This window comes from Streptomyces ferrugineus (assembly GCF_015160855.1).
Lineage (GTDB): Bacteria > Actinomycetota > Actinomycetes > Streptomycetales > Streptomycetaceae > Streptomyces > Streptomyces ferrugineus.
Window position 1 is genome coordinate 4,812,505 of the sequence record NZ_CP063373.1, and the last position, 24,367, is coordinate 4,836,871.

Genomic DNA, 24,367 nt, shown 5'->3' on the forward strand with positions numbered 1-24,367 from the left:
CTTGTGCGAGCCGTGCAAGAGGAAGCGACGCAAGCGCGAGGTGTGCGTCGTCTGCCGGCGTGAACACATCGTCAGTTACCGGACCGAGGACGGAGACCCGATGTGCGCCGGGTGCGGTGCCACGCCCCGGCCGTGCGCCGTGTGCGGACGCGTCATGCGCATCCACGCCCGCACGCCGGACGGCGACGGGCTGTGAGTACGCCTCGCTCGTCGCCATGATGAACAAGACCGCGCCCGACCTGCCTTACCTGCTGCCGATCCACATGGCAGCGGCGTGCCTGGGCGCGCCGACCGCCAACCCGCAGCACCGCCTGGACGCAAACGGCGCCCCGCCGATCCTGGTCTCCAACGCGCTGCACGACCCCGCCACCGGCTACCCGTGGGCGGTCTCGGTGGCCCGGCAGCTCGGTCGCAGCGGCGTGCTCCTCACCTACGAGGGCCATGGGCACGGCAGCGTCACCAGCGGCCCGTGTATGGAGAACGCCGTGGACAGCTATCTCACCGACCTGGCAGTCCCACCACAGGGCACCAGCTGCCCCGCCGTGCCATTCTGACAGCTTGCCGATCCGGATCCCCCCTTCTGTACGGACCCGGATCGGCAAGATTGATCACGACATCACACAGGCCCCAGGGGCAGCGGGCCAGAAAGTGGGGGTCGAGGAAGCCTCGCTCGGAGGCCGGGCCGAGGAGCAGCCGGGCGAACGTGACGAGCCCGGCCCTGGCCAGCAACTCGGCGGAATGGTCCACCGGCCAGCTATAGGCGGGCGTCACCTTGTGGTCAAAGTGGACCGGCTCCGGTCCATCGGTCGCGAAGAACGAGGCCAGGAGCAAGACCCCTTGTATGGCCGCAGGCTCCATCGCCGGCGCGGTGCTGGGCGGCCTGCTTCTGGGTGTGTTCCCGGACCTGGGGCTGATTCCTCTGCTGGCCGTGATCCTGCTTTCCGCAACTTCTGATAGCCGGAACTACCAGCAAACTCGCCGCTCACAGAGGTCGTCTCCGATCGGATGCACGGGGTGTCATGGGCGCAGGGCGAAGCAGGCGAGCCGGTCCAGGTCGACGGCGGTCGAGCTGGACCAGCGGGCGGTGAGGAGCTCGACGTCGGGCGCGGTGACGCCCAGGCTCTTGAGGGGATCGTCGTCGGCCCGCCGGTCGGCGAGTTCGGTGACCACCCAGAAGGTTCCGCCGGGGACGAGGAGCTGACGGACCTTGTCCAGGAAGACGGCCTTGTCGGCGATGAACCGGAAGACGAGCCGGCAGGTGATGAGCGCGTAGGCCGGGTCGGGCAGCTCGCTCAGGTCGTCGGCGGCGAAGTCCATGACCTGGAACCGGGGCTGATCGCTTGAGCCCGCGTCAGCATCCGTGGCAGCGGCAGCATCCGTGGCAGCGGCAATGGCGCTGGGAGCGCAGTCGACGCCGATGGTCTGGTAGCCGAGCTGGTGGTGTAGATGGCGGGCCAAGGCGCCGTCGCCGCATCCCATGTCGAGTGCCGGCCGTCCGTGGCCGGGACCGAGATGGTCGGCGAGGAGCTGGGTTTCGGTGTCGGTGATCTGCCGGTAGCGGCGGCCGGAGGCCCACAGGGGTTCCCAGTAGGCGACGGGGGAGGCGATCACGCGTTGTTCCCTTCGGCGAGAATGAGCGATGAAGTCCATGTGGAGTGCGAACATCGTGTGGGCAGTGGGGTTCATACGGGAGTTCTGCCCATGGCTCCGATCACCGCCTCGGCGACCTCGCCCGCCTCCTCCTGGATCTTGAGCAACTGGACCTGGAGCAGGATGCGTTGCTCGCGGGAAGGGGCGTGGTCTCCTAACCGGCCAGCAGGGCGGGCGATGGTCTTCCGGGTATCAGTCATACGCGTGTTGCTCCTGGGGAGGGAATGACGCTGTGCCGGTACGGTCACCGGTCTTGGGTCAGAGCGACGAGCTCGGCGAACAAGCCACCGGAGCTGACCAGGTCCTCGTACTGGCCGTGCTCGATGACTCGGCCCTTGTCCATGACGAGGATGCGGTCGGCGAGGCGGGTGTTTTCCAACTGGTGCGTGACCACGATCGTGATGCGGTCCGTGGCGCCGCGTTTGATCTTCTCGAAGATCTGGTGTTCTCCTCGGGCGTCCATGTGGGAGGTGGGTTCGTCCAGGATGAGCAGTTCGGGGCGCCTGTAGATCGCGCGCGAGCAGGCCAGGCGCTGCCACTGTCCGCCGGAGAGTTCGGCGCCCCCGAACACTTCCCGGGCAAGCAGCGTCTCGATGCCGTCGGGCAGCGCCTCGACCGCCTCTCGCATGCCTACCGCGTCGATCGCTTCCCATACATGCAGGTCGTCGTGGGTGCGGGGCTGGCCGAGGGTGACGTTCTCGCGGACGCGCAGCGGCCACTGGGCAAAGAGTTGCGGCACGAGCCCGGTACGGGCCCAGACGCTGTTCTGATCAAGGGTGGCGAGGTCGGCGCCGTTCCACAGAACGCGCCCCTTGTCCGCAAGGTAGATGCCGGTGATCAGGCGCAGGAGGGTGGACTTGCCGCTGCCGTTCTCGCCGACGATGGCCAGGATCTCGCCACGGCGCAGGGACAGGGATACGCCGTCGACGGCCGGGCGGTCCTTGCCGGGGTACTGATACACCACGTCGTCGATCCGGATTTCCTCGACGGTCGTGGGCGCTGACAACTCGCCGCGCTGCGGGGCCCGTTGCGCGGCGTCGTCGAGGAATGTCTGCATGTCGGTCAGGTAGAGGCTGGTGTGGAACAGGGCCGCCCCGTTGATGACGACCTGGGAGAGCGCTGCGAGCGTGGTCTGAACGGCGACGACGGCAGTTGCGGCGATGGCGAGTTCGATGCGCCCGGTGATGGCCAGCCAGGTGAGCGCGGCCCAGGCCAGAAGAAGGAAGAAGCCGCCTGCGGCCGAGGACAGCAGGGTGATGCGCAAGGTCCGTGGGGCGGCGTCCAGCAGACGGCGGTCGATGCGCTGGGACAACGACCGGTACCAGAACAGAAGATAGCCGGTCATGCCGTTGGCGCGGACTTCGTCACCGTGTTTCGGCGTGGTGGTCCACCAGCGCATCATGTGGCGCACGTTGCGGTCCGACACGTTCGCGTAGTGCATCTCGTAGTCGACGCGCGCGGTGAGAACGGCGCCGACTCCGGCCGGCAGGACGGCGAGGAGGAGCAGCGGCAGCATCGCCCAGTGGAGCACGGACAGGACTCCGCCGGCGGCCACCATCCTGATGAGGGCGGCCACGAATCGCTGCGCGTCGTTCACCATCACGTGCGTGCGCACCACGCCCATTTCGGCGGCTTCCTGCCGGTCGGCGAACCCGCCCTGGGCGTAGGCGGCGGCTTCGACTCGGCACACCGCCTCGACCAGCGCGGTGTCGGCGTAGGTCGTCAGCGGCGGAGTGAGCCTGCGATCCGCGTACGACGCGAGCGCGCTGGAGAGCCGCCCGAGTGCCGCCGCGCCAGCCACGACGATCAGCGCGGGGACTGCCTGATGAAGACGGTCGGCTACGGTGCCGAGGCCAAGGATCGGCTGCATGGCGCGGGCAGTTGCGGCCAGGCCCACCGCGGCGGCGGCGCCTGTGACCAGTTGGCAGGCAGCGAGGAGGAGAACGGCCGTGCGGTCGAGCTGCCAGGCCATTCGGCAGATGCGGCGCAGCACGGACGGCAGGCGGGCGCACATGTGCGTGAAGGACACGTCGCCGAGCGGGTTGACGGAGTACTCGCCGCTGTAGCGGATCTCCGCAGGTGGCGGGGGAGGCGGGGTCTCAGCGCTGGCAGTCGAGGCGTCAGTCACAGGCACCTTCTGTCCCTCCTGGGGGTCGGGGGCCGAACCTGGATGGCCCGGCGATGCACGGCATAACGACGCAGCGCCGGAATCGAACGCGCGCGATTCCGGACGCCGTGCGGGCCTTGATACGCAAGGGGTCGAACATGCGGACACCGTGCTGGAGCCGTTCCCGAGCGGAGCGGATTGGCCGAATCGCCGACGTCTGAAACGCCTGTGACGCATGAGGTTTCAAGCGAGCGTCATTCCTCGTGAAGGCATCGGCCCGTCGCCCTGAGTCCATCAACGTCGTGTCGCTCAACAGGCGTGCGGCCCGGCTGAGTTGGACGAGCTGCGTATGTGGCGAGTCAGGGGAGGCTGCGCAGCGCGACTTCGCCTTCGTCGACAGCCTCCATGAGCGCGCTGATGGGGTGCTCGGGCAGGCGCCCGCCCCCGGTCCTGACGCGTCCTCCGTCACGGCGCGGGGACCGCCCTGCTCCGTGACGTCTACTACCGCGTGCGCCAGCTTTGGCTCGCTCCGGCGTGCCGTGTGGTCGGGCCGGGGCTGTAATGGGCGGCGGGACCCCTTCGGCGGCGGAGCGGGCCGCTCGCCGGGCCGCTCTCCGGACCGGGCACCCACCGCCGTCTTCTCGTCCGGTGCAGGAAGGCATGCTCATGTCCGTTGCCGCTCATCCCGATCCGCTGCCTAAGGTGCTGGTCGTGCTGACTGCGGTCACGGGGATCGTCGACGCGGTGGCCTTTCTGGGCCTGGGGCAGATCTTCACGGCCTTCATGACCGGCAACATCCTCTTCCTCGGTTTCGGGCTCGCCGGGGGCGAGGGTCTGGCGCCTCTCGGTTCGTTCACGGCGCTGGCCGCATTCGTGGTGGGTGCCGCTGCGGGGAACCGGCTGGGGGTGGCGTTGGGGTCCACGCGCGGGCGGTGGATCTTGACGTCGGCCGTCATCGCGGCGGTGCTGCTCGTGGTTGGGGCGCTGACCGCGCTCGGATTGCCGGCCGCCGCGGGTGAGCCGTCGCCGCGGCATTACGCGGTGATCGCTTCGACCGCGCTGGCCATGGGTGTGCGCAGCGCGACGATGTGGCGGCTCGGAGCCGTTCTCAACACCACTCTCGTCACCGGCACCCTGGTCACCTGGATCAGGTACTCGGCTCTGGGCGGTGGGGCGGGGGATACGTCCCAGCGGTATCGGGCCGCGGGCCTGGTGGCGGTGCTGGCCGGTGCGGCCCTCGGTACGCTGCTGCTGCGGGTGAGCATCACCGTGGCCTTGCTGGTCGCGGCGGCGGGTGTGCTGGGTGGCATGGGGGGATACGCGGCCCGCCGGGCATCCCGGCGGCCCCCGGACGCATGACGCGCACGCTTCCCGGACGGCCGTTCCCGCCCCTGACTACGTGCAGCAGCGTGTCAGACAGCAGGGACTCGGCGATCGGCCACACTGCCCGCACGCCCGGCGGAGCCCAGCCGGTGTCCCAAATGCGAGCCCGGATCCGGTTGCCGGCCGGGTCATCGAAGCTGACACGGAGATCTGGTGGCTCCGCCTCCAGGTGCGGCGGAAGCGGAAGTCGTCGCTGGGGTCGTGGACGACGCGGCTGGTCAATACGCGCGGCACCGGATCAGCACCCTCAGGTGAGCCCGGTGGCGCGACGCCGGGGGCTCGGGGAGTTCCACGTCATCCGAACGGGCGTCGCCCTCGTCGACCAGCTTGTCCCAAGCGCAGCAGGAGGATGAGCTTCTCGCCCGGTACTCGACGCCCGCCAGCGCCTCGTCTTCCGCGCTGCGTGGAGTACGCGTTGGCGGACTGCAGGCCTCCTGGACCCCCGCCTCCGGCCCTCCCGGACCCACTCCTCCGGGATGGACAGCTTCTCGGCGAGCTCCTGGACCGTGGGGGAGTGGCGGCCGTGCTGCTGGGCCAGCGTCGAGAACTCCACACCCCGGTCCGGGTCGAACCGGTCGACCGACTTGATCAGGTCGATGGTGGCGATCTGGGTCAGGTCGTCCAGCGGCTCACCGCGGTTGCGGAAACGGCGCGCGAGGTGCTCGACGAGCGGCAGATCCATCCAGACCAGCTGGCTGCGCAGCTGCGGTCCCGGTGCCGCGGGCCGGGCAGGCCTACGAACGCCCCGGACGGTCCGCACGCGCCCGCCCGACCCAGACCCAGGTCACACGCGGTGCCGTCAGCGTCGGACCGTGGCCGGCCTGCCGCATCGAGAGCGGACCACGGTGAGGAGGGCGTGTACCGACCTGGTCGCCTGCGGACGTGCAGACGCCGCTGGTCGTCGTCTTGGGCTCGGTGTGCAGGTCATGGACCTCGACGGCGTTTCCTGCGGGTCAGGCGGCGCTCTTCTTACGGCGCCCGGTGCGGGCGAGGGCGTCGGCCAGCTCCCGTCGGTTCATCTTGGAGCGGCCCGCGATGTTCTGCTCGGTGGCGCGCTCGTACAGCTCTGTCTTGCTCAGCTGTCGTAGCTCCTCCCTGCCGCCACGGCCCCGCGTCGCCTTCTTCTCGCCAGCCTGCTTCGCCGATAGCCTGCGCCCTGTCTTGCCCGTCGGCTTCTTCCGCTGTGCGGCCCGCTTCGACCTGGAGCTGCCGGCCTGGTGGAGGCTTGTCTCCAGGACCGACATCAGGTCGATGACGTTGGTCGCCTGCGGAGCCTCCTCGGTGCGGGCGACCTCCTCGCCCTGGGCCTTCGCTTTCACCAGTTCCTTCACCTTCTCCTGGTAGGTGTCGCGATAGCGGGACGGGTCCCAGGGCGCGCTGAGCGCGTCGATCAGATGGATGGCCATGTCCCGCTCCTTGCTCTTGCCGACGCGGCGCGTGGGCAGCTCGGACAGTTCCTTGCCGGGATCGCGGACCTCGTCAGCCCAGTGCAGGGTCTGGAGCACGAGAACCTTGCCCTCCGCGCGCAACGCGGTCAGGTACTGCTTGCCGCGCATCACGAACGTGGCGATCCCCACCTTGTCCGCCTCCGCCAGCGCTGCGCGCAGCAGCTCGTAGACCTTGGTGTACTCCTTGCCGCGCGGGCCGACGTAGTAGGTGCGGTCGAAGTAGACCGGCTCGATGTCGGCCAGGTCGACGAAGTCGCTGATGTCGAGAGTCTTGGATCGGCCCGGAGCGATCTCGTCCAGTTCGTCGGGCTCCACGACGATGTACTCGCCGTCGGCGGCCTGGTAGCCCTTGACGATGTCCTCGCTCGCCACTTCCCTGCCCGTGCGCTCGTTGACCCGCCGGTTACGGATCCGGTCGGCGGTGCCGCGCTGCAGCTGGTGGAAGTGGACCGTGTGATCCTCGACCGCGGTGAACAGGCCGACCGGCACCGTGACCATGCCAAAGGTGATCACGCCGGTCCAGATCGCGCGTGCCATGACCGACCACCCTTCCTGCCCGTCGTCCTCCGGGTACCCGAATCAGGTACTCCTGCCGACCACGCCGGCACTGCGGCGGTCAGTGCGCGCGCCGTGCCCTGCTCGTGTTGCGAGCGGCTCGTGCACGGCGCCTGAGCAGGCCACCGACGGTCGGCGGACACCTGGGGTGCCCATGCTCCAGCACACCCGCGCGCTGCTGCGCACCCCGCAGCGCGGGGACGGGCATGACCTGCCGACTGGTGACCAGTGAAGCGGCGTTCGTATGTGCGCGGATGCCGCGAATGACGTGCCGGATCGCCTGTGCGAGGGCACGTCCCCCTCGCGCCGGTCGCCGTCCGTGGTGGGAGCGGCGTTCTCGGCTTCCGTCCACAGCGTTTCGACGACGGCGTCGAGAGCTCGCCGGGGTGAAGGTCACACGCGGATGACGCGCAGGCCCACCTCGGCGAAGTCCACGGCGGCCTCTGTCTCCATCCCGGTGTCGGTGATCATGACGTCGAGGTCGCGGAGTTCGGCGAAACGGCAGAAGGTGTCGTTGCCGATCTTGCTGCTGTCGGCGAGCAGCACCCGCCGCCGAGCGCGCTGGCACATCGCCCGTTTGACCTCGGCCTCGGCCAGGTCCGGTGTGGTCAGACCGTGTTCGACCGAGACACCGTTGGTCGCCAGGAAGGACACGTCGATGAGGAATGTCCCCAGGGTGCGGATGGCGACCACGTCGACTTCCGCGAGGGTACGAGCCCGTACCCGGCCGCCCAGGGTGAGGACCGTGAGTTCGGCGTGCTGCGCGAGCAGCTGGGCGATCGGCAGGCTGTTGGTGATCACCGTCAGTTCACGGCCGGCGGGCAGCAACTCGGCCAGGCGGAAGGTGGTCGACCCGGCGTCCAGCAGGATCACTCCCTCGTCGGGCACCTCGTCCAGCGCCGCCGCGGCGATCCTCTTCTTCTCCTCCTCCATCACCTCACCACGCGTGGGCAGATCCGGCTCGAAGCCGAGCCGCCGCAGGGGGATCGCTCCACCGTGCACTCGCCGCAGCAGACCCTGGCGCTCCAGCAGGGCCAGGTCCTGCCAGATCGTCTCCGGGCTCTCGGAGAGGGCATCGGCCAGCCGTTCCACGCTCGCCTGTCCCTCCTCGCGGGCGAGAGCCACGATCCGCCGCTGACGTTCCTTGGCCTGCATGATGTGCTTCACCTCTTGCTGCGGCGGCCTCTCGGACACGGCCTGGCGAAGGGATCACCAGGCCGATGCGTCCAGCGACGCCGGTGTGGGAGACAGGGACTGCTCGGCCCAGATGACCTTGCCCCGCGGGGTGTAGCGGGTTCCCCAGCGCAGGGCGAGCTGAGCGACGAGGAACAGGCCGCGCCCGCCCTCGTCGGTGGCCGTGGCCTGGCGGAGGTGGGGGGAGGTGCTGCTGCCGTCGGAGACTTCGCAGATGAGCACCCGGTCGCGCAGCAGACGTACCTGAACGGGCCCCGCGGCGTGCCGGATGGCGTTCGTGGCCAGTTCGCTGAGCAGGAGCTCCGTGGTGAAGGCGCAGTCCTCCAGGCCCCATTCGGTCAACTGCCGGGCGGCGGCCTCACGGACGCCGGAAATCGCCGCCGGGTCGGCGGGTACGTCCCAGCACGCGGTGTGTTCGGGGCCGAGGGCGCGGGTGCGGGCGACGAGCAGGGTCACGTCATCACAGGACTGAGGGCCGGGCAGGACTCGCAGCACCGCCTCACAGGTCTGCTCGGGATCCCGGTCGGCCTGTGACAGGGCGGTCCGCAGCCGTTCGAGGGCCACGTCGATGTCCCAGCCGCGGTCTTCGATGAGTCCGTCGGTGTACAGGACCAGCCGGCTGCCCTCCGGCAGACGCAGTTCGGTGGTCTCGAAGGGAAGGCCGCCCAGGCCGAGGGGAGGACCGGCCGGCAGGTCCGGGAAGTGGACGGCGCCCTCGGGGTCGACCACCGCGGGCGGGGGGTGGCCGGCCCGGGCCATCGTGCAGCGCTGGGAGACCGGGTCGTACACGGCGTACAGACAGGTGGCACCGATGACGTCGTCGCCGCCGGAGCGGGACGTCCCCTCCTGGCCCAGGGCGATGACCAGGTCGTCGACGCGGCGGAGGAGTTCGTCGGGGGCCAGATCCAGGGTGGCGAAGTTGTGCACCGCGGTGCGCAGCCGGCCCATGGTGACGGCGGCGTGCAGGCCGTGTCCGACGACGTCGCCGACGACCAGGGCGACGCGCGCCCCGGACAGCGGAATGATGTCGAACCAGTCGCCGCCCACCCCGCCCATGGCGATCTGGGCGGGCAGGTAGCGATGGGCGGCCTCCACGGCGGTCTGTTCCGGGAGAACGCCCGGCAGCAGGCTGCGCTGCAGGGTGAGGGCGACCGTCTGCTCGCGAGTGAAACGGCGGGCGTTGTCGACACAGACGGCGACACGGGCGATGAGTTCCTCCGCCAGGTGCAGGTCGTCCTCCTCGAAGGGCCTGGACCCCCGGCGGCGGTAGAAGGTGGCGAGCCCCAGCGACGCCCCGCGGCTGCGCAGCGGAACGGCGATGAGGGAGTGGATGCCGTAATCCACGATCTCCCGGATGCGGCCGGGGTCCTGGGCCAGCCACTCGGGGACCGCGTGCACATCCGGTTCGAGGACCGCCTTTCCCTCGGCGAAGCACCGGGCCTGCGGCGCGGACGAGGCGAAGCTGACCCGCTTGCCGACCGGGAAGAACGGTGGTTCGGCCTGGTGGGCGCCGAGCGCCGCACGCTGCAGGGGCGCACTCGGTACGAGCGCCTCGTCGCCGCGCAGCACCGGCTCCAGCAGATCGACCGTGACGATGTCGGCGAACCGCGGAACGATCACCTCGGCCAGTTCCTCCGCGGTGCGCGCCACGTCCAGCGTGGTGCCGATGCGGATACTCGCGTCGTACAGCAGTTCCAGGCGCTCCCGCGCGGCCATCGCAAGCCGCCCCAGCTCCGGATGGCCGACGGCCAGCAGCCACTCGGCGGGCCCCGCCTCCCCTGGCGCCGTGGCCGCCGACGGCATTTCCCCCGGTACGCCCGGCACGGCTTGACCTGGTGGCTCGTCCGGCGGGGCCGCGCCTGAACGCTCCGGAGTGGGAGCCGGAATCACCGCCGCCGGTGTGCTGTCCGACGGTGTGGTGCCGCTCCCGCTCGGCACCGGCACCACGCGATGCCCCGATGCGTCCCCGACGAAGCTCAGCTTGACCGCCACGCCCTCCTCGCCCGAAGCCCCCGCCACGGGACGGCTCACGAGCGTGGCCATACGGCCTTCGGACAGCGGCACCTGCACCGCGGTGCGGCCGGCTCCGGAGATCAGCTCGGTGGCCTTCTCCCGCAGGACGTTCCGGTCACTGTCGGTGAGTGAGGAAAGGGAGGTGTCGTGCGAGCCGGGCAGGCTCCGCGCCATGTCCGCCATCGCCGCCTGCACGCGGCGCTCGATCTGCAGGGCCTCCTGGAGCAGGGCGTGCTCTCGCTCCGTGCGCTCCTCCAGCAGCCGCAGCGCGACAGCCTCGGCCGCCTTGCGGACCCAGGCCGCAATGGCGGTGTCCGCGTCGGCGCACAGTGAAGTGAGACCGACCACGCCCTCGAGGCTTCCGCTGAGGGGATCGCGGACGGCGGCGCCCACCGAGACGAAGGGCTGCAGGCCGACGGCGAAGTGCTCGGCGCCGAAGACGCGGAAGTCCTGGCGCTCCTCCAGGGCCGTGGCGATGCCGTGGGTGCCGACGTACTCCTCCGTGTAGGTGAACCCAGGCGCCAGTCGAACCGCCTCAAGATACCTGTACAGCGCCTTCTCGCCGGCCCGGCAGCGCAGGATCACGCCGTGCCGGTCGGCGAGGAGGACGCCCACGCGCGCGCCCGCCAGCTCGGATTCCAGCCCCTCGAGTACGGGCGCCGCCGCCCGGGCGAGCCGGCCCTCCAGGCCGGGGTCCGCCTGGTAGGGGGGTTCGATCCGCTCCGGCGACAGCCCCATCGCGGCACAGCGCCGCCATGAGTTCAGGATCGGGGCCCGCAGGCTGGCCACGGCCGACTCGCCCCGCAGAAACCGCTCCCGGTCGCGGGCCAGGGCATCGTCGGTGCCCCAGAAGTCCGTCACGGAGACCTCCTCTTCCCGGAGGCAGAATCCCGAACGGCTCGAGGCGATCGGGGCCGGAGCGTGGCCGCTGCCGGGAACTCGGGTCTGCCCGGCAGCGGACCCGGGCGCTCACTTCTGCGGGACGCGTCCGTTTTTTCACGATACTCCGCCCGTACCCCCGGGGGACCCGCGTAGCCGCTCGTACCGCGAGGTCACACGGGCGGGCCTGCGGTTCGGCGGGTTCACCGGCCCGTGGCCCCGGGCAGCGCCGGTGGCCCTTCGGGCACGGGGCGTCCGAAGTGCTTGGCGAAGAGCACACAGGCCGCACCCACCAGTACGCCCGCCGCGATGGCGGCCAGATACAGGACGGGACTGCCGATCAGACCGATGACCCACAGGCCGCCGTGCGGGGCTCGCGAGGTGGCGTCCACGGCCATCGACAGGGCGCCGGTGACCGCGCTCCCGGCCATGATCGACGGGATGACCCGCAGCGGGTCGGCCGCCGCGAACGGGATGGCACCTTCCGTGATGAACGAGGCCCCCAGCAGCCAGGCGGCCTCCCCGGCCTTGCGCTCGCTGTCGGTGAAGAGCGCCCGCCGCACAACCGTGGCCAGGGCAAGGGCGAGCGGAGGCACCATGCCGGCGGCCATGACGGCGGCCATCACCTTCAGATCGCCGCTGGCCAGGCCGGCGACGGCGAAGGTGTACGCGACCTTGTTGACCGGGCCGCCCATGTCGAAGGCCATCATCAGGCCGAGCAGAGCGCCCAGCAGGACCGCGTTGGCCCCGCTCAGGCCGTCCAGCCAGTCGGTGAGGGCACGCTGCGCGGCGGCGATCGGCTCCCCGATGACGATGATCATCAACAGGCCCATCACCAGTGTGGACACGAGCGGAATCCCGACCACGGTCATGACCCCCGCGGCCGCCCGCGGCAGGCGGATTCTCCGCAGGGCCGTCACCACGGCACCGGCGAGCAGACCGCCGGCCAATCCGCCGAGGAAGCCCGCGCCGGTCGCGACCGCCAGCAGGCCGGAGACGACTCCGGGTACCAGGCCCGGCCGGTCGGCGATGGCGTAGGCGATGAAGCCCGCGAGGATCGGCACCAGCATCGAGAACGCCGTTGTGCCGATCTTGAACAGCACCCCGGCGTAGCCGGCGCGCTCGACCAGCTCGGACAGGTCGGTGACCTCAGGGTAGGTCTGCCCCTGCCAGGTGCCGCCGTCGACCTTCACGGCGACCTCGGCGCCGCCGGTCATGAAGGCGAGCGCGATCAGGATGCCGCCCGCCGCGACGAACGGGATCATGTAGCTGACTCCGCTCATCAGCCACTGGCGCACCCGGGTCGCCGGATGGACCCTGGCGCCCTCAGGTGGTGGTACGGCGGGCTCGGTGATGTCGGCCTCGGCTGCACGGGCCCCGGCCGCCCCCTCGCCTGCGGTGACGTGCTCGGCGGCATCGCCCGGACCGGTGCCCTCCGTCGTCGCCGCCCCGGCCGTCGCCCCCGCGGCCTCCTCGGCTCGCGAGATCAACTCGCCCGGATGGTTGATGGCCCGCTGCACGGGGGCGACCACCAGGGGTTTGCCCGCGAACCGCTCCCGGTCCTGGATCTCGGTGTCGGCCGCGAGGATCACCGCGTCGGCTGCCGCCACCTGCGCGGCCGTCAGCCTGACCGCACCGGCCGCGCCCTGCGTCTCCACCACGATGTCGTGCCCGGCGTCGGCGGCGGCCCGCTCCAGGGCCTCGGCGGCCATGTAGGTGTGGGCGATGCCGGTCGGGCACGCGGTGACAGCGACGATCCTCACCTTCCGCCCACCTCCTCGTTGATGAGATCGACGACCGCCTGCGCGTCCACCGCCTGACGCAGGGCCTGCCGGAAGGAGACGTGCACCAGACGGCGGGCGAGCGACGCCAGGATGTCGAGGTGCTCGGCGTGGCCGCCGGCCGGCGCCGCGATCAGGAAGGCCAGGTCCGCCGGGCCGTCCGCGGCGCCGAAGTCGACGCCGTCGGCGCTGCGCCCGAAGGCGAGCGTGGGCAGCGTGACATGGACGGAGCGGGCGTGCGGGATTCCGATGCCGCCCTCGATACCGGTGGGCATCTGTTCCTCCCGGCCCCGCACGTCGGCGAGAAATCCGTCGAGGTCCGTGACGCGGCCGGCGGCGACGAGCCGGGCGGCGAGGGAACGCACCGCCTCATGACGGTCCGCGGCCCGCAGGTCCAGATCCACGAAATCCACGGTGATGAGGTCGGGCATCGTGTCAGTTCCGTTCGGAGAGCGGGCGGTCGGGATCGATGCGCGGGTGCACGACGACGGCCGACCGGTCCAGGTCCCACTGCCTGGGCATGCCGCTGCCGGGCTGCGACACCGCGGCGGCGCCCCAGGCCAGGGCCTCGGCAAGGGCGGCGGGCCCCTCGGTGGAGGCCGCCAGGTACCCCGCGAGGAGAGCGTCCCCGGCGCCGACGGAACTGCGCGGCTCGGCGACGCGCTGCTCCGCGTGCCACACGGCGGAGTCGCCGACCAGGAGGGCACCATCGGGACCGAGACTGGCCAGCACCGTCCGGGCGCCGCGCGCCCGCAGCGCGTTCGCCGCGGTCAGGGCCTCGCCGAGAGTGGTCACCGGCATCCCCGCGGCCTCGGCGAGTTCACCCTGGTTGGGCTTGACCAGATCCGGACCGGCGGGCAGGGCGGCGGCGAACGGGGCGCCGCTGGAGTCGACGGCGATACGCGCAGCCCCGCTGCCGCGCAGGCGCGACACCAGGTGAGCGTAGAGGTCGACGGGGGCGCCGCGCGGCAGGTTACCGGCGAGAGCCACCCACCCGACGCCATTGGCCGTGGCACAGGTGGCCGCGGCAAGCGCATCGATCTCGGTGGCGGCAAGCTGCGGGCCGGCCACGTTCAGCTTGGTGACGGTGCCGTCGGGCTCCACGACGCTGATGTTGACCCGGACGCTGTCGGTGATCGGGACGGTGACCACCTCGACGCCCTCGGAGGCGAGCAGCTCGGCGAGCCGTTCACCCTCGGTGCCGCCGCAGGGCAGGACGGCCACCGTCCGGTGACCGTTGGCGGCCAGCGCCCTGGAGATGTTGACGCCCTTGCCCCCCGGATCGAGACGGCTGCCGGTGGCACGGATGACCGAGCCGGGCCGCAGGTCCGGAACCTCCAGGGTGCAGTCCAGGCTCGGGTTGGGGGTGAGGGTGACGATCACACGCGCACCACACAGAAACCGACGGCAGCGAGGTGCCGGTCTGCCCTCCATCAGGCGGATGCCCGATGGCCCTGTGGCGACGAGCCGCCACGGTCGTGCCGCCGACACGGGCGAAGGGACACTGCTGGTGACCGGCAGAACAACACTACCTCTGGCTGGTGATGACGCAGCCGGAGAGAACGCAGGGCGAGCCCGATCGGTCCCGGCCACGCGTCGGTGGCGTGGGAGGGGAGAGTCCGGTGTGCCCTCCCCAGCCCGGCCGTCGGTGGAAGACTGCGAAAGACGCGGTCCTTCGCCGCCGAGGGGGCCGACGTGGAGCGGGCGGTGTTCGCCGCGCTGACCGTGCCGGTCATGGGCTGCCCCGGTGCGGCGGGCATCGCCGCCCCTGCTGCCATCGTGCGCGGCGCCGGGGAGGTCGCCGACCTGGGCGTCATCATGCGCGCCGGCGAGGCATCCCAGACCCTGCGCAGCCTCACCCACGTCCTGCTGACAAGACCGGCACCTTCACCGAGGGACGAGCGGCCCTGGCTGCCGCCGCACCGGCCCCCGGCAGGGATCCGGCCCGGACGAGCGGCTGACGGTCGCTGCCGCAGCCGAAGCCCGCTCCGAACGCCCCCTCGCCCGCACGATCACCGACGGTGCCACCCGGCGCGGCCTGCCCGTGCCGGAGGCCGAGGGCTTCCGCTCGACCGTCGGCTCTGGCGCCGCTGCAACCGTCGCCCACCACAAAGACGTCGGGCACGATGGCGGTCTCACCATGCGGTCGCCCTTTTACTCCGCATTTGCGTATCCCGTTGAATGAGGCTTCCCGTCAGCCGGAGGAGACGAGTGATGGGCGAGCATGTTCACGTTCGCATCGGGCACGGCGTCAGGGTGAGTGACGACGGTGACCTGGTCGAGCTCTCCCGCTGCCGCTGCGGCGCCACCTGGGCCAAGTCCTACCGGGTGGCCGACGGCGCCCCCGAGGAGTGAGTGCCGGCGAGGCCGACCACAGACGGGGCCGCCTCCAGGGGCGCCAGGTCGCCGGGAAGGGACTGGCGACACACGCCGGGGGGCCGCGGCATCCTGCGACCTGACCTGAGGCAAGCCCCCGCCGTGCCCCTGACCGGCCCCGACTCGCTCGACCTGCTCCTCGACTCCTGGCCGGCCTGCGGCGGAGGCCCGCGTGGTCGGGGACCGGCGGCGCCACTTCGACCCCGTAGGTCGACCACGCCCAGCAACTGCAGGTCCACAACGCCCAGCGCGCCTGCTCGGTCCGGGTCGCGACCGTGCCGGTCTCAGCACCCGCCGGCCCGTGTCACGGCCGCACGGGCGCCGTCGGCCGGGCGCGCAACTGCTCCTCGCACCAGTCCCTGGCCAGCCGTGCGACCTCCTCCAAGGCGCCGGGCTCCTCGAAGAGGTGGGTCGCGCCCGGCACGACGTGCAGTTTGTTCGTGGTGCGCAGCCGTCGTACGGCTTCTTCGTTGAGCCGCAGCACCTCCGGGTCGTGACCGCCGACCAGCAGCAGAACCGGAGCAGACACCTGCTCCAGCGCATCACCGGCCAGGTCGGGACGCCCACCGCGCGAGATCACGGCGAAGACACGCCGCGGTCGCTCGGCCGCGGCCACCAGGGCCGCCGCGGCGCCTGTGCTCGCGCCGAACACGGCCACCGGCAGGTCCTTCGTTCCGGCCTGCTCGCCCAGCCAGTCGATCGCGGCCACCAGACGGCGACCCAGCAGCGGGATGTCGAATCGGTGCTCGGCCGTCACCGCGTCCTGCCGCTCCTCCCGCTCGCTGAGCAGATCCATCAGCAGCGTGCCCAGCCCGCCGGCGGTGCGCAGCTCGCCCGCGACCATACGGTTCCGCGGGCTGTGCCGGGAACTCCCGCTGCCGTGCGCGAACAGAACCACCGCGCGCGCCCCGTCGGGCGTCTCGAAATCGCCCTCCAGCGCCACGCCTTCGGCGGGGACAAGTACCGTCTCGGAGATCACGACCATCATCTCCTTCCGAGGGCCCGACGGCCTCGGTATCCGATGGCTCCTGCGATCCTTGCCGCGTACCCCTCCACGGGACACGGACTCACACAACCGCTGTCCTGGGCCCGGACGTCCTGCAGTGGGGCCCACGCGTCCTCGGCGAGCCAGCGGGCCGTTTCGTCCCCCTGGCCTGGAAACTCGCATGCGGTACGCGGTACGCGAGCGGAAGCGAAGGTCGGTGCCGAGGATGTGCCCCGGATCGTTCGCACGCCGATCACGAGGACATCGGCGTAGCCGGGGTCGACCAGATGGGTCAGTTCCTCGGCGAGCCGCTCGGCCACCGCCCGGTTTGCACCTCCAGCTGAAGTTCGGTGGCCGGGGGAATGCAGCCTCATGAGGACGACTCCTTGGACCGATTCGTTCGGCAGACAGGACGTCTCCCTCGGCTGGCTTGTCACCGGGTGGTTCGGTGGGGCGGACGCTCCCTTCGTCGGCGGCGGAGGACAACGGCGAGGTCCACCGTCGACAGCACGGCGAGTGCGGCGCACAGTCCTGCGAGGACCGCCAGTTGTGAGGACGTCGGGCTGCTGTCCGGCTCGGCGCGCGACGACCACAGGGCGAACAGCACGGTTGCGGCCACGAAGAGCGGCGTGAAGAACACGGACAGCAGCAGCCGCAGGCCCAGGGCGCTACGGGCTGTGACAGGCTCGGTGCCCGTGCGCTCCCAGCGGCGGCCGATGAAGCCGGACCGTGATCGCGGTACCGGGACACGCGCGTCAGCTCCGCCCCTGGACTTCGATCGGCTTCGGTGTACGAGCGGCATGACCGCCGAGTTCCACCATTTGCCCGCGACAATCGACAGTCTGGGGGCATCCGGCGCAGCGACACCGCCCATTCGGCAGCTCAGGGCGGTAGCCGGGTCAGCCGGCGCCGTGACTGAGGTCGCCCGGGTCCGCCGGCGCGGCCAGGTTGTCGTTGCCGACGGCTCCAGGATGCCGCGCCTCCTCGTGGGCGAGGGCCGCGATCGTTCCTCCGGCGAGTACGGTGCGCCGGCGGCTGTCGGAGAGGCGGTGGCGGACCAGATACGTCTCGTCCTTGGTGGTGTTGTGCAGCCGCAGGCGGGACTCGGCTCCGGAGGCCAACTCGGGGCGGAGGTTCTCCAGCCGGAGCCGGTCGCCGGCATCGATGCGGTCGTAGTCGGCCGGGTCGTCGAACTCCAGCGGCAGGACGCCGAAGTTGGCCAGGTTCTGCCAGTGGATACGGGCGTAGGACTTGGCGATGACGGCACGCAGCCCCAGGTGACGTGGTGTGATGGCGGCGTGTTCGCGGGAGGAGCCCTGGCCGTAGTTCTCCCCGCCGACGACGAAGTGCCGGCCCTGCCCGCCGTCGGCGGCGAGTTCGGCGGCACGCCGCGGGTAGTCGGGGTCGAGGCGGGTGAAGGTGAATTCGGCGAGCTTGGGGATGTTGGAGCGGAACGGCAGTGCCTTCGCCCCGGCTGGGGAGATCTCGTCGGTGGAGACGTTGTCGCCGCACTTGAGCAGGACAGGGCCCTCCAGCACGTCGGGCATTGGGTCGAAGTCGGGGAGACCGGAGATGTTGGACCCGCGTTCCAGTTCGATTCGGGCGCCCTGCTCGGGCGGCAGTGGCGGTTCGAGCATGGCCCGGTTGACCGACGCGTGCCCGGGCAGGCGCAGCTGCGGATAGGGCACGCCCTCCCTGGCCGCCCACTCGCGGGGGTCGGTGATCTCTCCGGTGAGCGCGGAGACCGTGGCGGTCTCCGGAGAGCAGAGCCAGACCGCGTCCTGTTCGGTGCCGGAGCGGCCGGGGAAGTTGCGCGGGAAGGTGCGCAGGCTGTTGCGGCCGGGCGCGGGAGCCTGGCCCATGCCGATGCAGCCCAGACAGCCGGCCTGGTGGATCCGGGCCCCGGCGGCGATCAGGTCGAAGGTCGAGCCCATCCTGGTCAGATCGGCGAGGATCTCGCGCGAGGTGGGATTGACATCGAAGCTGACGGCTGGATGCGTCTGACGGCCCGCGACGAGGGTCGCGGCGATGGCGAAGTCGCGCAGACCCGGATTGGCGGAGGAACCGATGACCGCCTGCCCGATGGGCTCACCCGCGACCGCGCGCACCGGCACGACGTTGCCGGGCGAGGTGGGGCGGGCGATGAGCGGTTCGAGCGCGGAGAGATCGATCTCGTCCGTGAGGTCGTGGACGACGTCCGACTCGGCGGCCAGTTCGCGGAAGTCCGCCTCGCGGTCCTCGGCACGCAGGAAGTCCCGTACCGCGGCATCCGAGGGGAAGACGGAGGTGGTCGCGCCGAGTTCGGCGCCCATGTTGGCGATGACGTGCCGGTCCATGGCCGTCAGCCCTGCCAGGCCCGGGCCGTGGTACTCCAGGATCCGGTTGACCGCGCCCTTGACGCCGTGCCGCCGCAGCAGCTCCAGCACCACGTCCTTGGCGCTCACCCACTCCGGCAGATGGCCGGTCAGGCGGATGCCCCAGATCTCCGGCATGGTCAGGTGCAGGGGCCGTCCGGCCATCGCGAGCGCGACCTCCAAGCCGCCGGTGCCGAGCGCGAGCATTCCGAGCGCCCCGGCGGCGCAGGTGTGCGAGTCGGATCCGGCCAGAGTCCTGCCGGGGACGCCGAAGTACTGCATGTGGGTGGGGTGGGAGACGCCATTGCCCGGCTTGGAGTACCAGATGCCGAAGCGACGGCACGCGGAACGCAGGAAGGCATGGTCCTCGGCGTTGCGCTCGTCCGCCTGGAGCAGGTTGTGGTCGACGTACTGGACGCTGACCTCGGTACGGACCCGGTCCAGGCCGAGGGCCTCGAGTTCCTGCATCACCAGAGTGCCGGTGGCGTCCTGGGTGAGGGTCTGGTCGATCCGCAGCCCGATCTCGTGGCCCGGTTCCATCCTGCCCTCGACCAGATGGTCGTCGATGAGCCGGTGCGCCAGCGTGCCGTGCGAGAGCGTCACAACGTCCAGGCTGCGCGCTCCGCCCCGTGTGCGGCAAGCTGACGCCCTTGCCTGCAGCATGCGACCTTTCGTCTCCCCACAGGGTGGGCAGCGCCCGCACGGGTACTCGAAAGGCGTTCGGGAACGAGCGGAAGAGACGCACGGGAGGTGGGCAGTGATGACTCTGCCTGTACGACGTACCTCCGGCAGGCTCGCCGAGCGGCCGCTCTGGGCCAGGGATCCGCTGGCCGAGTTCGACGACCTGTTCAGCCGCATGGGATCGCTGCTGGAGTCCACGTTCGGCGCGGCGCCCGCAGCCGCGGGCATGACCTGGTCACCGCTGGCCGACTTCTCCGAGACCGAGGAGGCCTACCTGATCGAGGTCGACGCTCCTGGTGTCAAGCATGATGACATCGACATCGAGCTGAGCGGCCGGGACCTGATCATCAGCGGTGAGGTCAAGGAACGCGAGCGGGCCGGCACGCTGCGCCGTGCCATGCGACGGACGGGACGTTTCGAATACCGGGCGCTGCTGCCGGGTGAGATCCACGCCGAAGGGATCGACGCAACGCTCCGTGAGGGGGTGCTGACCGTCAAGGTTCCCAAGACGGAGACAGCCAAGCCCCTCCACATCCAGGTCACGTCCGAAGACTGACACACAACATGGTCCGCCCGTCCGCCGAACGCCACGACGGACGGGCCGACTTCGCGGATGTCGAAGAAGACATCCCTGCAGTCAGACGCCGCTGACCAGCAAGATCCGCGCTGTCTCACCTCGCGCGCAGGCCCCCCGTCCGCTGCTGCTACGCGGACGGCGGCCCGGGCTCGGGGGCTGGTTCGAGTTCTGTCACCGCGTATTCGATCCGGACGTCGTCGGCCAGCTTCAGCGCGCCCAGGAACGCCGCGTACGGCTTGATCCCCCAGATGGATTGGGTGACGGTCGACCAGCCGCACACCGTGCCGTCTCCATCGCTGCCTCCGTGCACGGTCACCGGCTGAGTTCGGCCTTTGATGGTGAGCTCCCCGGTGATCTCGAAGGATTCGAGCGTTCCCGTGATCCTCGTGGAGTGAAAGGTGATGGTGGGGTACTGGGCGGTGTGCAGCAGGGCTTCTCCCTCAAGCGTCCGCTTGATCTCCGCCTTGTCGGCGTCGGTGAGGGGTTTGAGCCCGCCGGTTCCCTCCCGGACGGTCAACGATCCCGCCTCAACCGTCACTGTCACCGACGACCTCCCGGGGTCGTCGGTGACGACCACCGCCTCACCGGACCAGCGGGTGGCCTCGATCGTGAGGTCGTGCCCCGCTTTTCGGCCGAGTCCGGCCCGACTGGTCTTGATCAGCAGGCGTCCGGTCGACGGCCCGAGGCGGTAAGTTCCAGCACTTACTGTCACAGATATGACGGTACGTGATGGGCGCGTGGTGCGCGTCCTGAGGGGCGCGGGCATGGTGACCGCGCCCCCCGCTGAGCCCGTGTCCTACGACTGTGCGCCGAGCCAGCGGAATCGAAGCCTCCGACGAGATCGCGGTCGGAGCCTTCGTCGTGCCGTGGTTGGGCGGTCGGCTTCAGTTGCTGTCCTCGGACCCACGCGGCTCAGCGTGGATGACACCACCACGCTGGGCCCGGCGGGCTGACAAACCCCACCGGTCGGCCATTGTTGCGGCTCCAATCAGCCGGCCGGGGTGGGGTCGTAGGGGGACAGGGCCGGGGCGAGTTGCACTCCGGTGGGCCAGGCCGAGGGTGCGGTGAGGGCGTCCGGAAGGCCGAGTCCGACGCGGGCCGCCTCTACGGTGGCCGACGGGGCCAACTGACGGCAGCCAGCGGCGATGACCTCGAACAGGTGCCGCACCTGGCCGGGCCGTGCGGCAGCAGTTGGCCGTGGAAGTCCTCGTGGTGGGCGAGGACGAGAGCAGCGAGGCCGAGGCCTGCGACATGGGCCGAGACCCTGCCGGTGCCGTCGAGCGCCGTGTATCCGCCCTGCGCCGAGCACGACGGGATCGCAGCACCGGGGCAACCGAAGACTCCAGCGCGCCCACGGCGAACACGGTGGAAGCGAGCCCGGGAAGCAGACAGGTCCGCCGGTGTCGCCCGCTGGGGCGACGCACGGGATACCCGCCGCGGCACCGGCGTCGGCGAGCTTGCGCGAGACCAACGCCGACGCGTACGGGGTCGCCACGCCGACGTGGGCGATGCCGACATCTTGCCGAATGCTGTGGTCCAGGGCGGCGATCAGGTCGCTGAAACAGCCGTCCGGCTGCACCTGACAGACCTCGATCTCGGCGTCGACCGCGATGCTGATGACGGCCTCGCCGGTGTCTGCCCTGGCGATGATGCCGGCCACGCGGAAACCGGTGCCCACCATGTCCTGGGCCCAGCCCTCCTCCGTACCACGGACGTATTGTCGGTGCCGAGTCCGGGCAGGTGCCGCGGTCCAGTTCGAGCAGCGTCTGCACGGACCGTCGGGCGGCGTGCTCGTCAGCCAGGTCCAGCGGGTAGCGGGTTCGGGGCGACGTCGGACTGCGGGGAAGGCCGTTGAGCATGGCGTCGGCCGCGTCGGCGAGCGTGTCCGTCTTTGGCCGTGGTGACGTCGAAGCTGTGGGAGTGGGCGACGTCCAGCTCGTTCACGCCGACGGGCCGATGTTGACGCGGATGGCCGGTGCCTCGCCCAGGCCGGGATCGCCCTGTCGCGGTCGCTGGTTGATCGTCGGCTGCGCCGTCGTCCGGCGGTTGCTCCGACAGCGGCGCCCCCCCACAAAACATCGACGGTGTCGACGTCCGGCCGGATACGGCCGCGGCGGTGCCGGGGAGGCCGAGGCTGCCGGTGACGCGCAGCCGGTCGCCGGGGCGGCACTCGCTCTGCGGTTGCGAAGCCGGCCGCTGTCACCTGACCGGAACCGTGCCTCTCAATAGTCATGCGACACGTTGACCCCACAGCGCCATCGCGATTGCATGCTTGTGGCCCTCCGGTGGGGAGCAGGGGGAGAGGGCCACGTCCTGAATACAGGGGGGAAAATGAGGGGAAACACAAAGCGGAGCGCCACCAGACGTGTACGGGCTGCATTAAGCGCCACGGTCGTGGTCTGCGCGGTCATGACGGTGCTGCCCGGAGCCGCTTCGGCCGAGGCCATGACCGTGCCGGGCGTCGCGAGCGACAGCGGGGCCGGAGTCGAGCGGATCAGTGTCGCGACCGACGGCACCCAGGGCGACGGCGACTCCGCCGGCGCCACGATCACGGCCGACGGTCGGCGTATCGCCTTCTCGTCGTTGGCGAAGAACCTCACACCCGCCAACCCGGCGACATCGGAAAGGGTGTTCGTCCGCGACCGGCGGACGAGTCAGACCAAGCTGATGAGCACCCTCACCACCCCGATCCAGCGCCCCGTGATCAGCGGTAACGGGCAATACGTCGCCCTGTGGGGGTGGTTGTTCAGAGACACAAAGACCTTCCTGTCTCAAGTGAGTTCAGGAAGCACGATCGGCATCACCTGCCCGGGCCTCAGCTGCAGCCAGCCGTCGCTGAGCGCGGACGGCCGCTACATGGCCCATGTCGCCACCTTCAGCCGACCGCCGTCCCGGCAGCGCATCGAGGTACGGGACTGGCAGGACGACACGGCGGAGACCGTCGCCGAGTTCGGCCACAACATCTCGGCCCGACCGTCCGTCAGCGGCGACGGCCGCTTTGTCGCCTACCAGGACGGCCAGGCGGAGGACGTCTTCGTGTGGGACCGGACCGACGGCATCTCCTCCGGCCCGATCGAGGACCCGTCCAAGGCGGCGACACTCGTCCAGCTCAGCAAGGACGGCAGCAAGGTCGTCTACCTCTCGGGCTCCGACACCTACGTCCACGACGTCAGCTCGGGCACCGACCAACTGGTGCCGAACGTGCGGGGCGTGGCTATCGATCCCACCGGACGCTATCTGCTGTACGCCCCGAACGACACGAGCGGACCGTCGCTCATGCTGCGCGACCTGGAGACGGGCACCGACGAGATCGTCTCGAACCAGCCCGCCTCGGCCGGGACCGAAGCGGTCAGCGCCGGTGGGCGCGACGTCGTCTTCCACTCCGCGGCCGACGACATCGTGCCCGGCGACACCAACGGCAAGTCGGACATCTTCGTCCGCCGCTTCTACTGATCGCCCGGTCGCCGCCCCGAACACCGCGCTTTCTGCTGCCCCACCGCCCGCGCGGCCCCGCATCGCCTGCGGGGCCGCCGTGAACTCGGCTTCGTCGAAGACCTGCAAGAACAGCCGGAGCTGAACCGGGTACTCCCCGACCAGCGAAGCGGCGGACTCCAGGGCCAGGGCCCCGCTGCGCGCTGCCGCCCAGTCGACAGAGGGCTTGCCACTGCGGTCGATCAGCGCAGTGGCGCCTTCGACCCCAGCGCGTACCGGGCCAGCACTGCCATCCGGTTCGGCGGGACCTGCGACAGCTTCAGCCGACCGAGCTGCGCCGAGTTCCCCTTCGCGGCCAGCTGGCAGAGCGCCGCGATCCCCAAGACCTGGGACGGCCAGGACCTCAAGCCGGAACCTCAAGACCGTCGATTCGGGCGATGAATGCGTGAACACCATCGCCGTCAAGGGCAGCGACGGGCTGTCGCGGCTGATCATCGTCGACGACCCGGATGCCGAGATCGCTCGACTGCGCACGGCCGGGTTGTCTCTCCGCAGCGATGACGCCACCGGCCCGGGCGGACGCCAGATCCTTCTCACCGACCCCGCCGGCAACCTCATCGAACTCTTCCAGCCGCCACACCGGCTACGCCCTGACCGGCACGGAACAGGGGTGTCCCCGGCCGCTCCGAGGCAGACGGATACTCCTGGCCGGTTTCTTCAGCGTTCCTCGGTGCCGTCGCACCGTCCCTCCCCGCGTTCCGCAACCGGCTCCCCAGCCGATGGGGGGGGGCGTACTGTCCGCGGCGTAAGGACATGGGCGTGATCGCCGGCATTGCCTCAAGCGGGTTCAGGGCGTTCACACAGGGATCATTCGCTGCGGGACGTCGAGCCGGGCCAGCGGGCCTACGACGGCACGGCGAGCGTGGCCCGTTCGCGGGGCCGGATGGATCAG

The 24,367-nt window shown here is 70.7% G+C and carries 18 protein-coding genes and 4 pseudogenes; 5 read left to right on the plus strand and 17 right to left on the minus strand.

Going from position 1 to position 24,367, the window contains the following annotated elements:
* Positions 1-194: 194 nt before the first annotated feature.
* A pseudogene (locus tag IM697_RS21985) lies at positions 195-554 on the plus strand (alpha/beta hydrolase); the annotation flags it as partial.
* 82 nt (positions 555-636) lie between these two features.
* Here the strand turns inward: IM697_RS21985 and IM697_RS44740 are convergent.
* The 4 genes and pseudogenes from IM697_RS44740 to IM697_RS22000 form a co-directional block, all read right to left on the minus strand.
* Positions 637-840 (minus strand): annotated as a pseudogene (locus IM697_RS44740) (SAM-dependent methyltransferase); the annotation flags it as partial.
* A gap of 177 nt (positions 841-1,017) precedes the next feature.
* Positions 1,018-1,611 carry a class I SAM-dependent methyltransferase gene (locus IM697_RS21990; protein WP_228044840.1) on the minus strand — a complete coding sequence of 198 codons (594 nt, stop codon included), beginning with the start codon at positions 1,609-1,611 and terminating at the stop codon, positions 1,018-1,020.
* 71 nt (positions 1,612-1,682) lie between these two features.
* Complete coding sequence (locus tag IM697_RS21995; protein ID WP_194049401.1) at positions 1,683-1,850, minus strand: nucleoside triphosphate pyrophosphohydrolase family protein; 168 nt, start codon at positions 1,848-1,850, stop codon at positions 1,683-1,685.
* A 44-nt stretch (positions 1,851-1,894) separates the two neighbouring features.
* Positions 1,895-3,784 carry an ATP-binding cassette domain-containing protein gene (locus IM697_RS22000; RefSeq protein WP_407699658.1) on the minus strand — a complete coding sequence of 630 codons (1,890 nt, stop codon included), beginning with the start codon at positions 3,782-3,784 and terminating at the stop codon, positions 1,895-1,897.
* 621 nt (positions 3,785-4,405) lie between these two features.
* Between IM697_RS22000 and IM697_RS22005 the strand changes: the two genes are divergently transcribed.
* A complete protein-coding gene (locus IM697_RS22005; RefSeq protein ID WP_194049403.1) occupies positions 4,406-5,116 on the plus strand; it encodes a YoaK family protein in 711 nt (236 codons plus the stop codon).
* A gap of 386 nt (positions 5,117-5,502) precedes the next feature.
* Here IM697_RS22005 and IM697_RS45930 read toward each other — a convergent pair.
* From IM697_RS45930 to IM697_RS22040, 6 genes and pseudogenes are all read right to left on the minus strand, one after another.
* A pseudogene (locus tag IM697_RS45930) lies at positions 5,503-5,924 on the minus strand (sigma factor); the annotation flags it as partial.
* Between the two features lie 169 nt (positions 5,925-6,093).
* Positions 6,094-7,125, minus strand: coding sequence for a non-homologous end joining protein Ku (gene ku, locus IM697_RS22015; protein ID WP_194049404.1), 1,032 nt, complete (start codon positions 7,123-7,125; stop codon positions 6,094-6,096).
* A gap of 411 nt (positions 7,126-7,536) precedes the next feature.
* Positions 7,537-8,298 (minus strand): DeoR/GlpR family DNA-binding transcription regulator, encoded by a 762-nt coding sequence (locus tag IM697_RS22020; RefSeq protein ID WP_194049405.1) that lies wholly within the window; start codon positions 8,296-8,298, stop codon positions 7,537-7,539.
* A gap of 54 nt (positions 8,299-8,352) precedes the next feature.
* Positions 8,353-11,211, minus strand: coding sequence for a SpoIIE family protein phosphatase (locus IM697_RS22025; protein WP_228044842.1), 2,859 nt, complete (start codon positions 11,209-11,211; stop codon positions 8,353-8,355).
* A 221-nt stretch (positions 11,212-11,432) separates the two neighbouring features.
* Positions 11,433-13,441 (minus strand): annotated as a pseudogene (locus IM697_RS22030) (PTS fructose transporter subunit IIABC).
* 4 nt (positions 13,442-13,445) lie between these two features.
* Complete coding sequence (locus IM697_RS22040; RefSeq protein ID WP_194049408.1) at positions 13,446-14,393, minus strand: 1-phosphofructokinase family hexose kinase; 948 nt, start codon at positions 14,391-14,393, stop codon at positions 13,446-13,448.
* 831 nt (positions 14,394-15,224) lie between these two features.
* Here IM697_RS22040 and IM697_RS22045 point away from each other — a divergent pair.
* Positions 15,225-15,365, plus strand: a complete 141-nt coding sequence (locus tag IM697_RS22045) for a hypothetical protein (protein ID WP_194049409.1) — start codon at positions 15,225-15,227, stop codon at positions 15,363-15,365.
* Positions 15,366-15,690: 325 nt separating this feature from the next.
* Here IM697_RS22045 and IM697_RS22050 read toward each other — a convergent pair whose 3' ends face one another.
* The 3 genes from IM697_RS22050 to IM697_RS22060 form a co-directional block, all read right to left on the minus strand.
* Complete coding sequence (locus IM697_RS22050) at positions 15,691-16,365, minus strand: dienelactone hydrolase family protein (RefSeq protein WP_228044843.1); 675 nt, start codon at positions 16,363-16,365, stop codon at positions 15,691-15,693.
* A gap of 439 nt (positions 16,366-16,804) precedes the next feature.
* On the minus strand, positions 16,805-17,173 hold the full coding sequence (locus tag IM697_RS22055; protein WP_194049411.1) for a DUF6343 family protein: 369 nt from the start codon (positions 17,171-17,173) through the stop codon (positions 16,805-16,807).
* A gap of 97 nt (positions 17,174-17,270) precedes the next feature.
* Positions 17,271-19,328: an aconitate hydratase gene (locus IM697_RS22060; protein ID WP_456114996.1), complete on the minus strand. Its 2,058-nt coding sequence runs from the start codon at positions 19,326-19,328 to the stop codon at positions 17,271-17,273.
* Positions 19,329-19,485: 157 nt separating this feature from the next.
* Here IM697_RS22060 and IM697_RS22065 point away from each other — a divergent pair, with 157 nt between their 5' ends.
* Positions 19,486-19,962 (plus strand): Hsp20/alpha crystallin family protein, encoded by a 477-nt coding sequence (locus IM697_RS22065; RefSeq protein ID WP_194049413.1) that lies wholly within the window; start codon positions 19,486-19,488, stop codon positions 19,960-19,962.
* Between the two features lie 148 nt (positions 19,963-20,110).
* On the opposite strand, the gene IM697_RS22070 is transcribed toward IM697_RS22065, so the two are convergent.
* Together IM697_RS22070 and IM697_RS22075 are read right to left on the minus strand one after the other, a co-directional pair.
* Positions 20,111-20,695 carry a YceI family protein gene (locus IM697_RS22070; RefSeq protein ID WP_228044845.1) on the minus strand — a complete coding sequence of 195 codons (585 nt, stop codon included), beginning with the start codon at positions 20,693-20,695 and terminating at the stop codon, positions 20,111-20,113.
* A gap of 276 nt (positions 20,696-20,971) precedes the next feature.
* Entirely contained in the window at positions 20,972-21,151 is a 180-nt protein-coding gene (locus IM697_RS22075) for a hypothetical protein (protein ID WP_194049415.1), read from the minus strand.
* A 1,241-nt stretch (positions 21,152-22,392) separates the two neighbouring features.
* Here IM697_RS22075 and IM697_RS22080 point away from each other — a divergent pair.
* The gene (locus IM697_RS22080; protein WP_322734568.1) at positions 22,393-23,436 is read left to right on the plus strand and encodes a TolB-like translocation protein; all 1,044 of its coding nucleotides are present in this window, start codon (positions 22,393-22,395) and stop codon (positions 23,434-23,436) included.
* 221 nt (positions 23,437-23,657) lie between these two features.
* On the opposite strand, the gene IM697_RS22085 is transcribed toward IM697_RS22080, so the two are convergent.
* On the minus strand, positions 23,658-23,822 hold the full coding sequence (locus IM697_RS22085) for a hypothetical protein (RefSeq protein ID WP_194049417.1): 165 nt from the start codon (positions 23,820-23,822) through the stop codon (positions 23,658-23,660).
* A complete protein-coding gene (locus IM697_RS22090; protein ID WP_194049418.1) occupies positions 23,819-24,055 on the minus strand; it encodes a hypothetical protein in 237 nt (78 codons plus the stop codon). Before IM697_RS22090 ends, IM697_RS22085 begins: the two co-directional genes overlap by 4 nt.
* Positions 24,056-24,367: the final 312 nt, after the last annotated feature.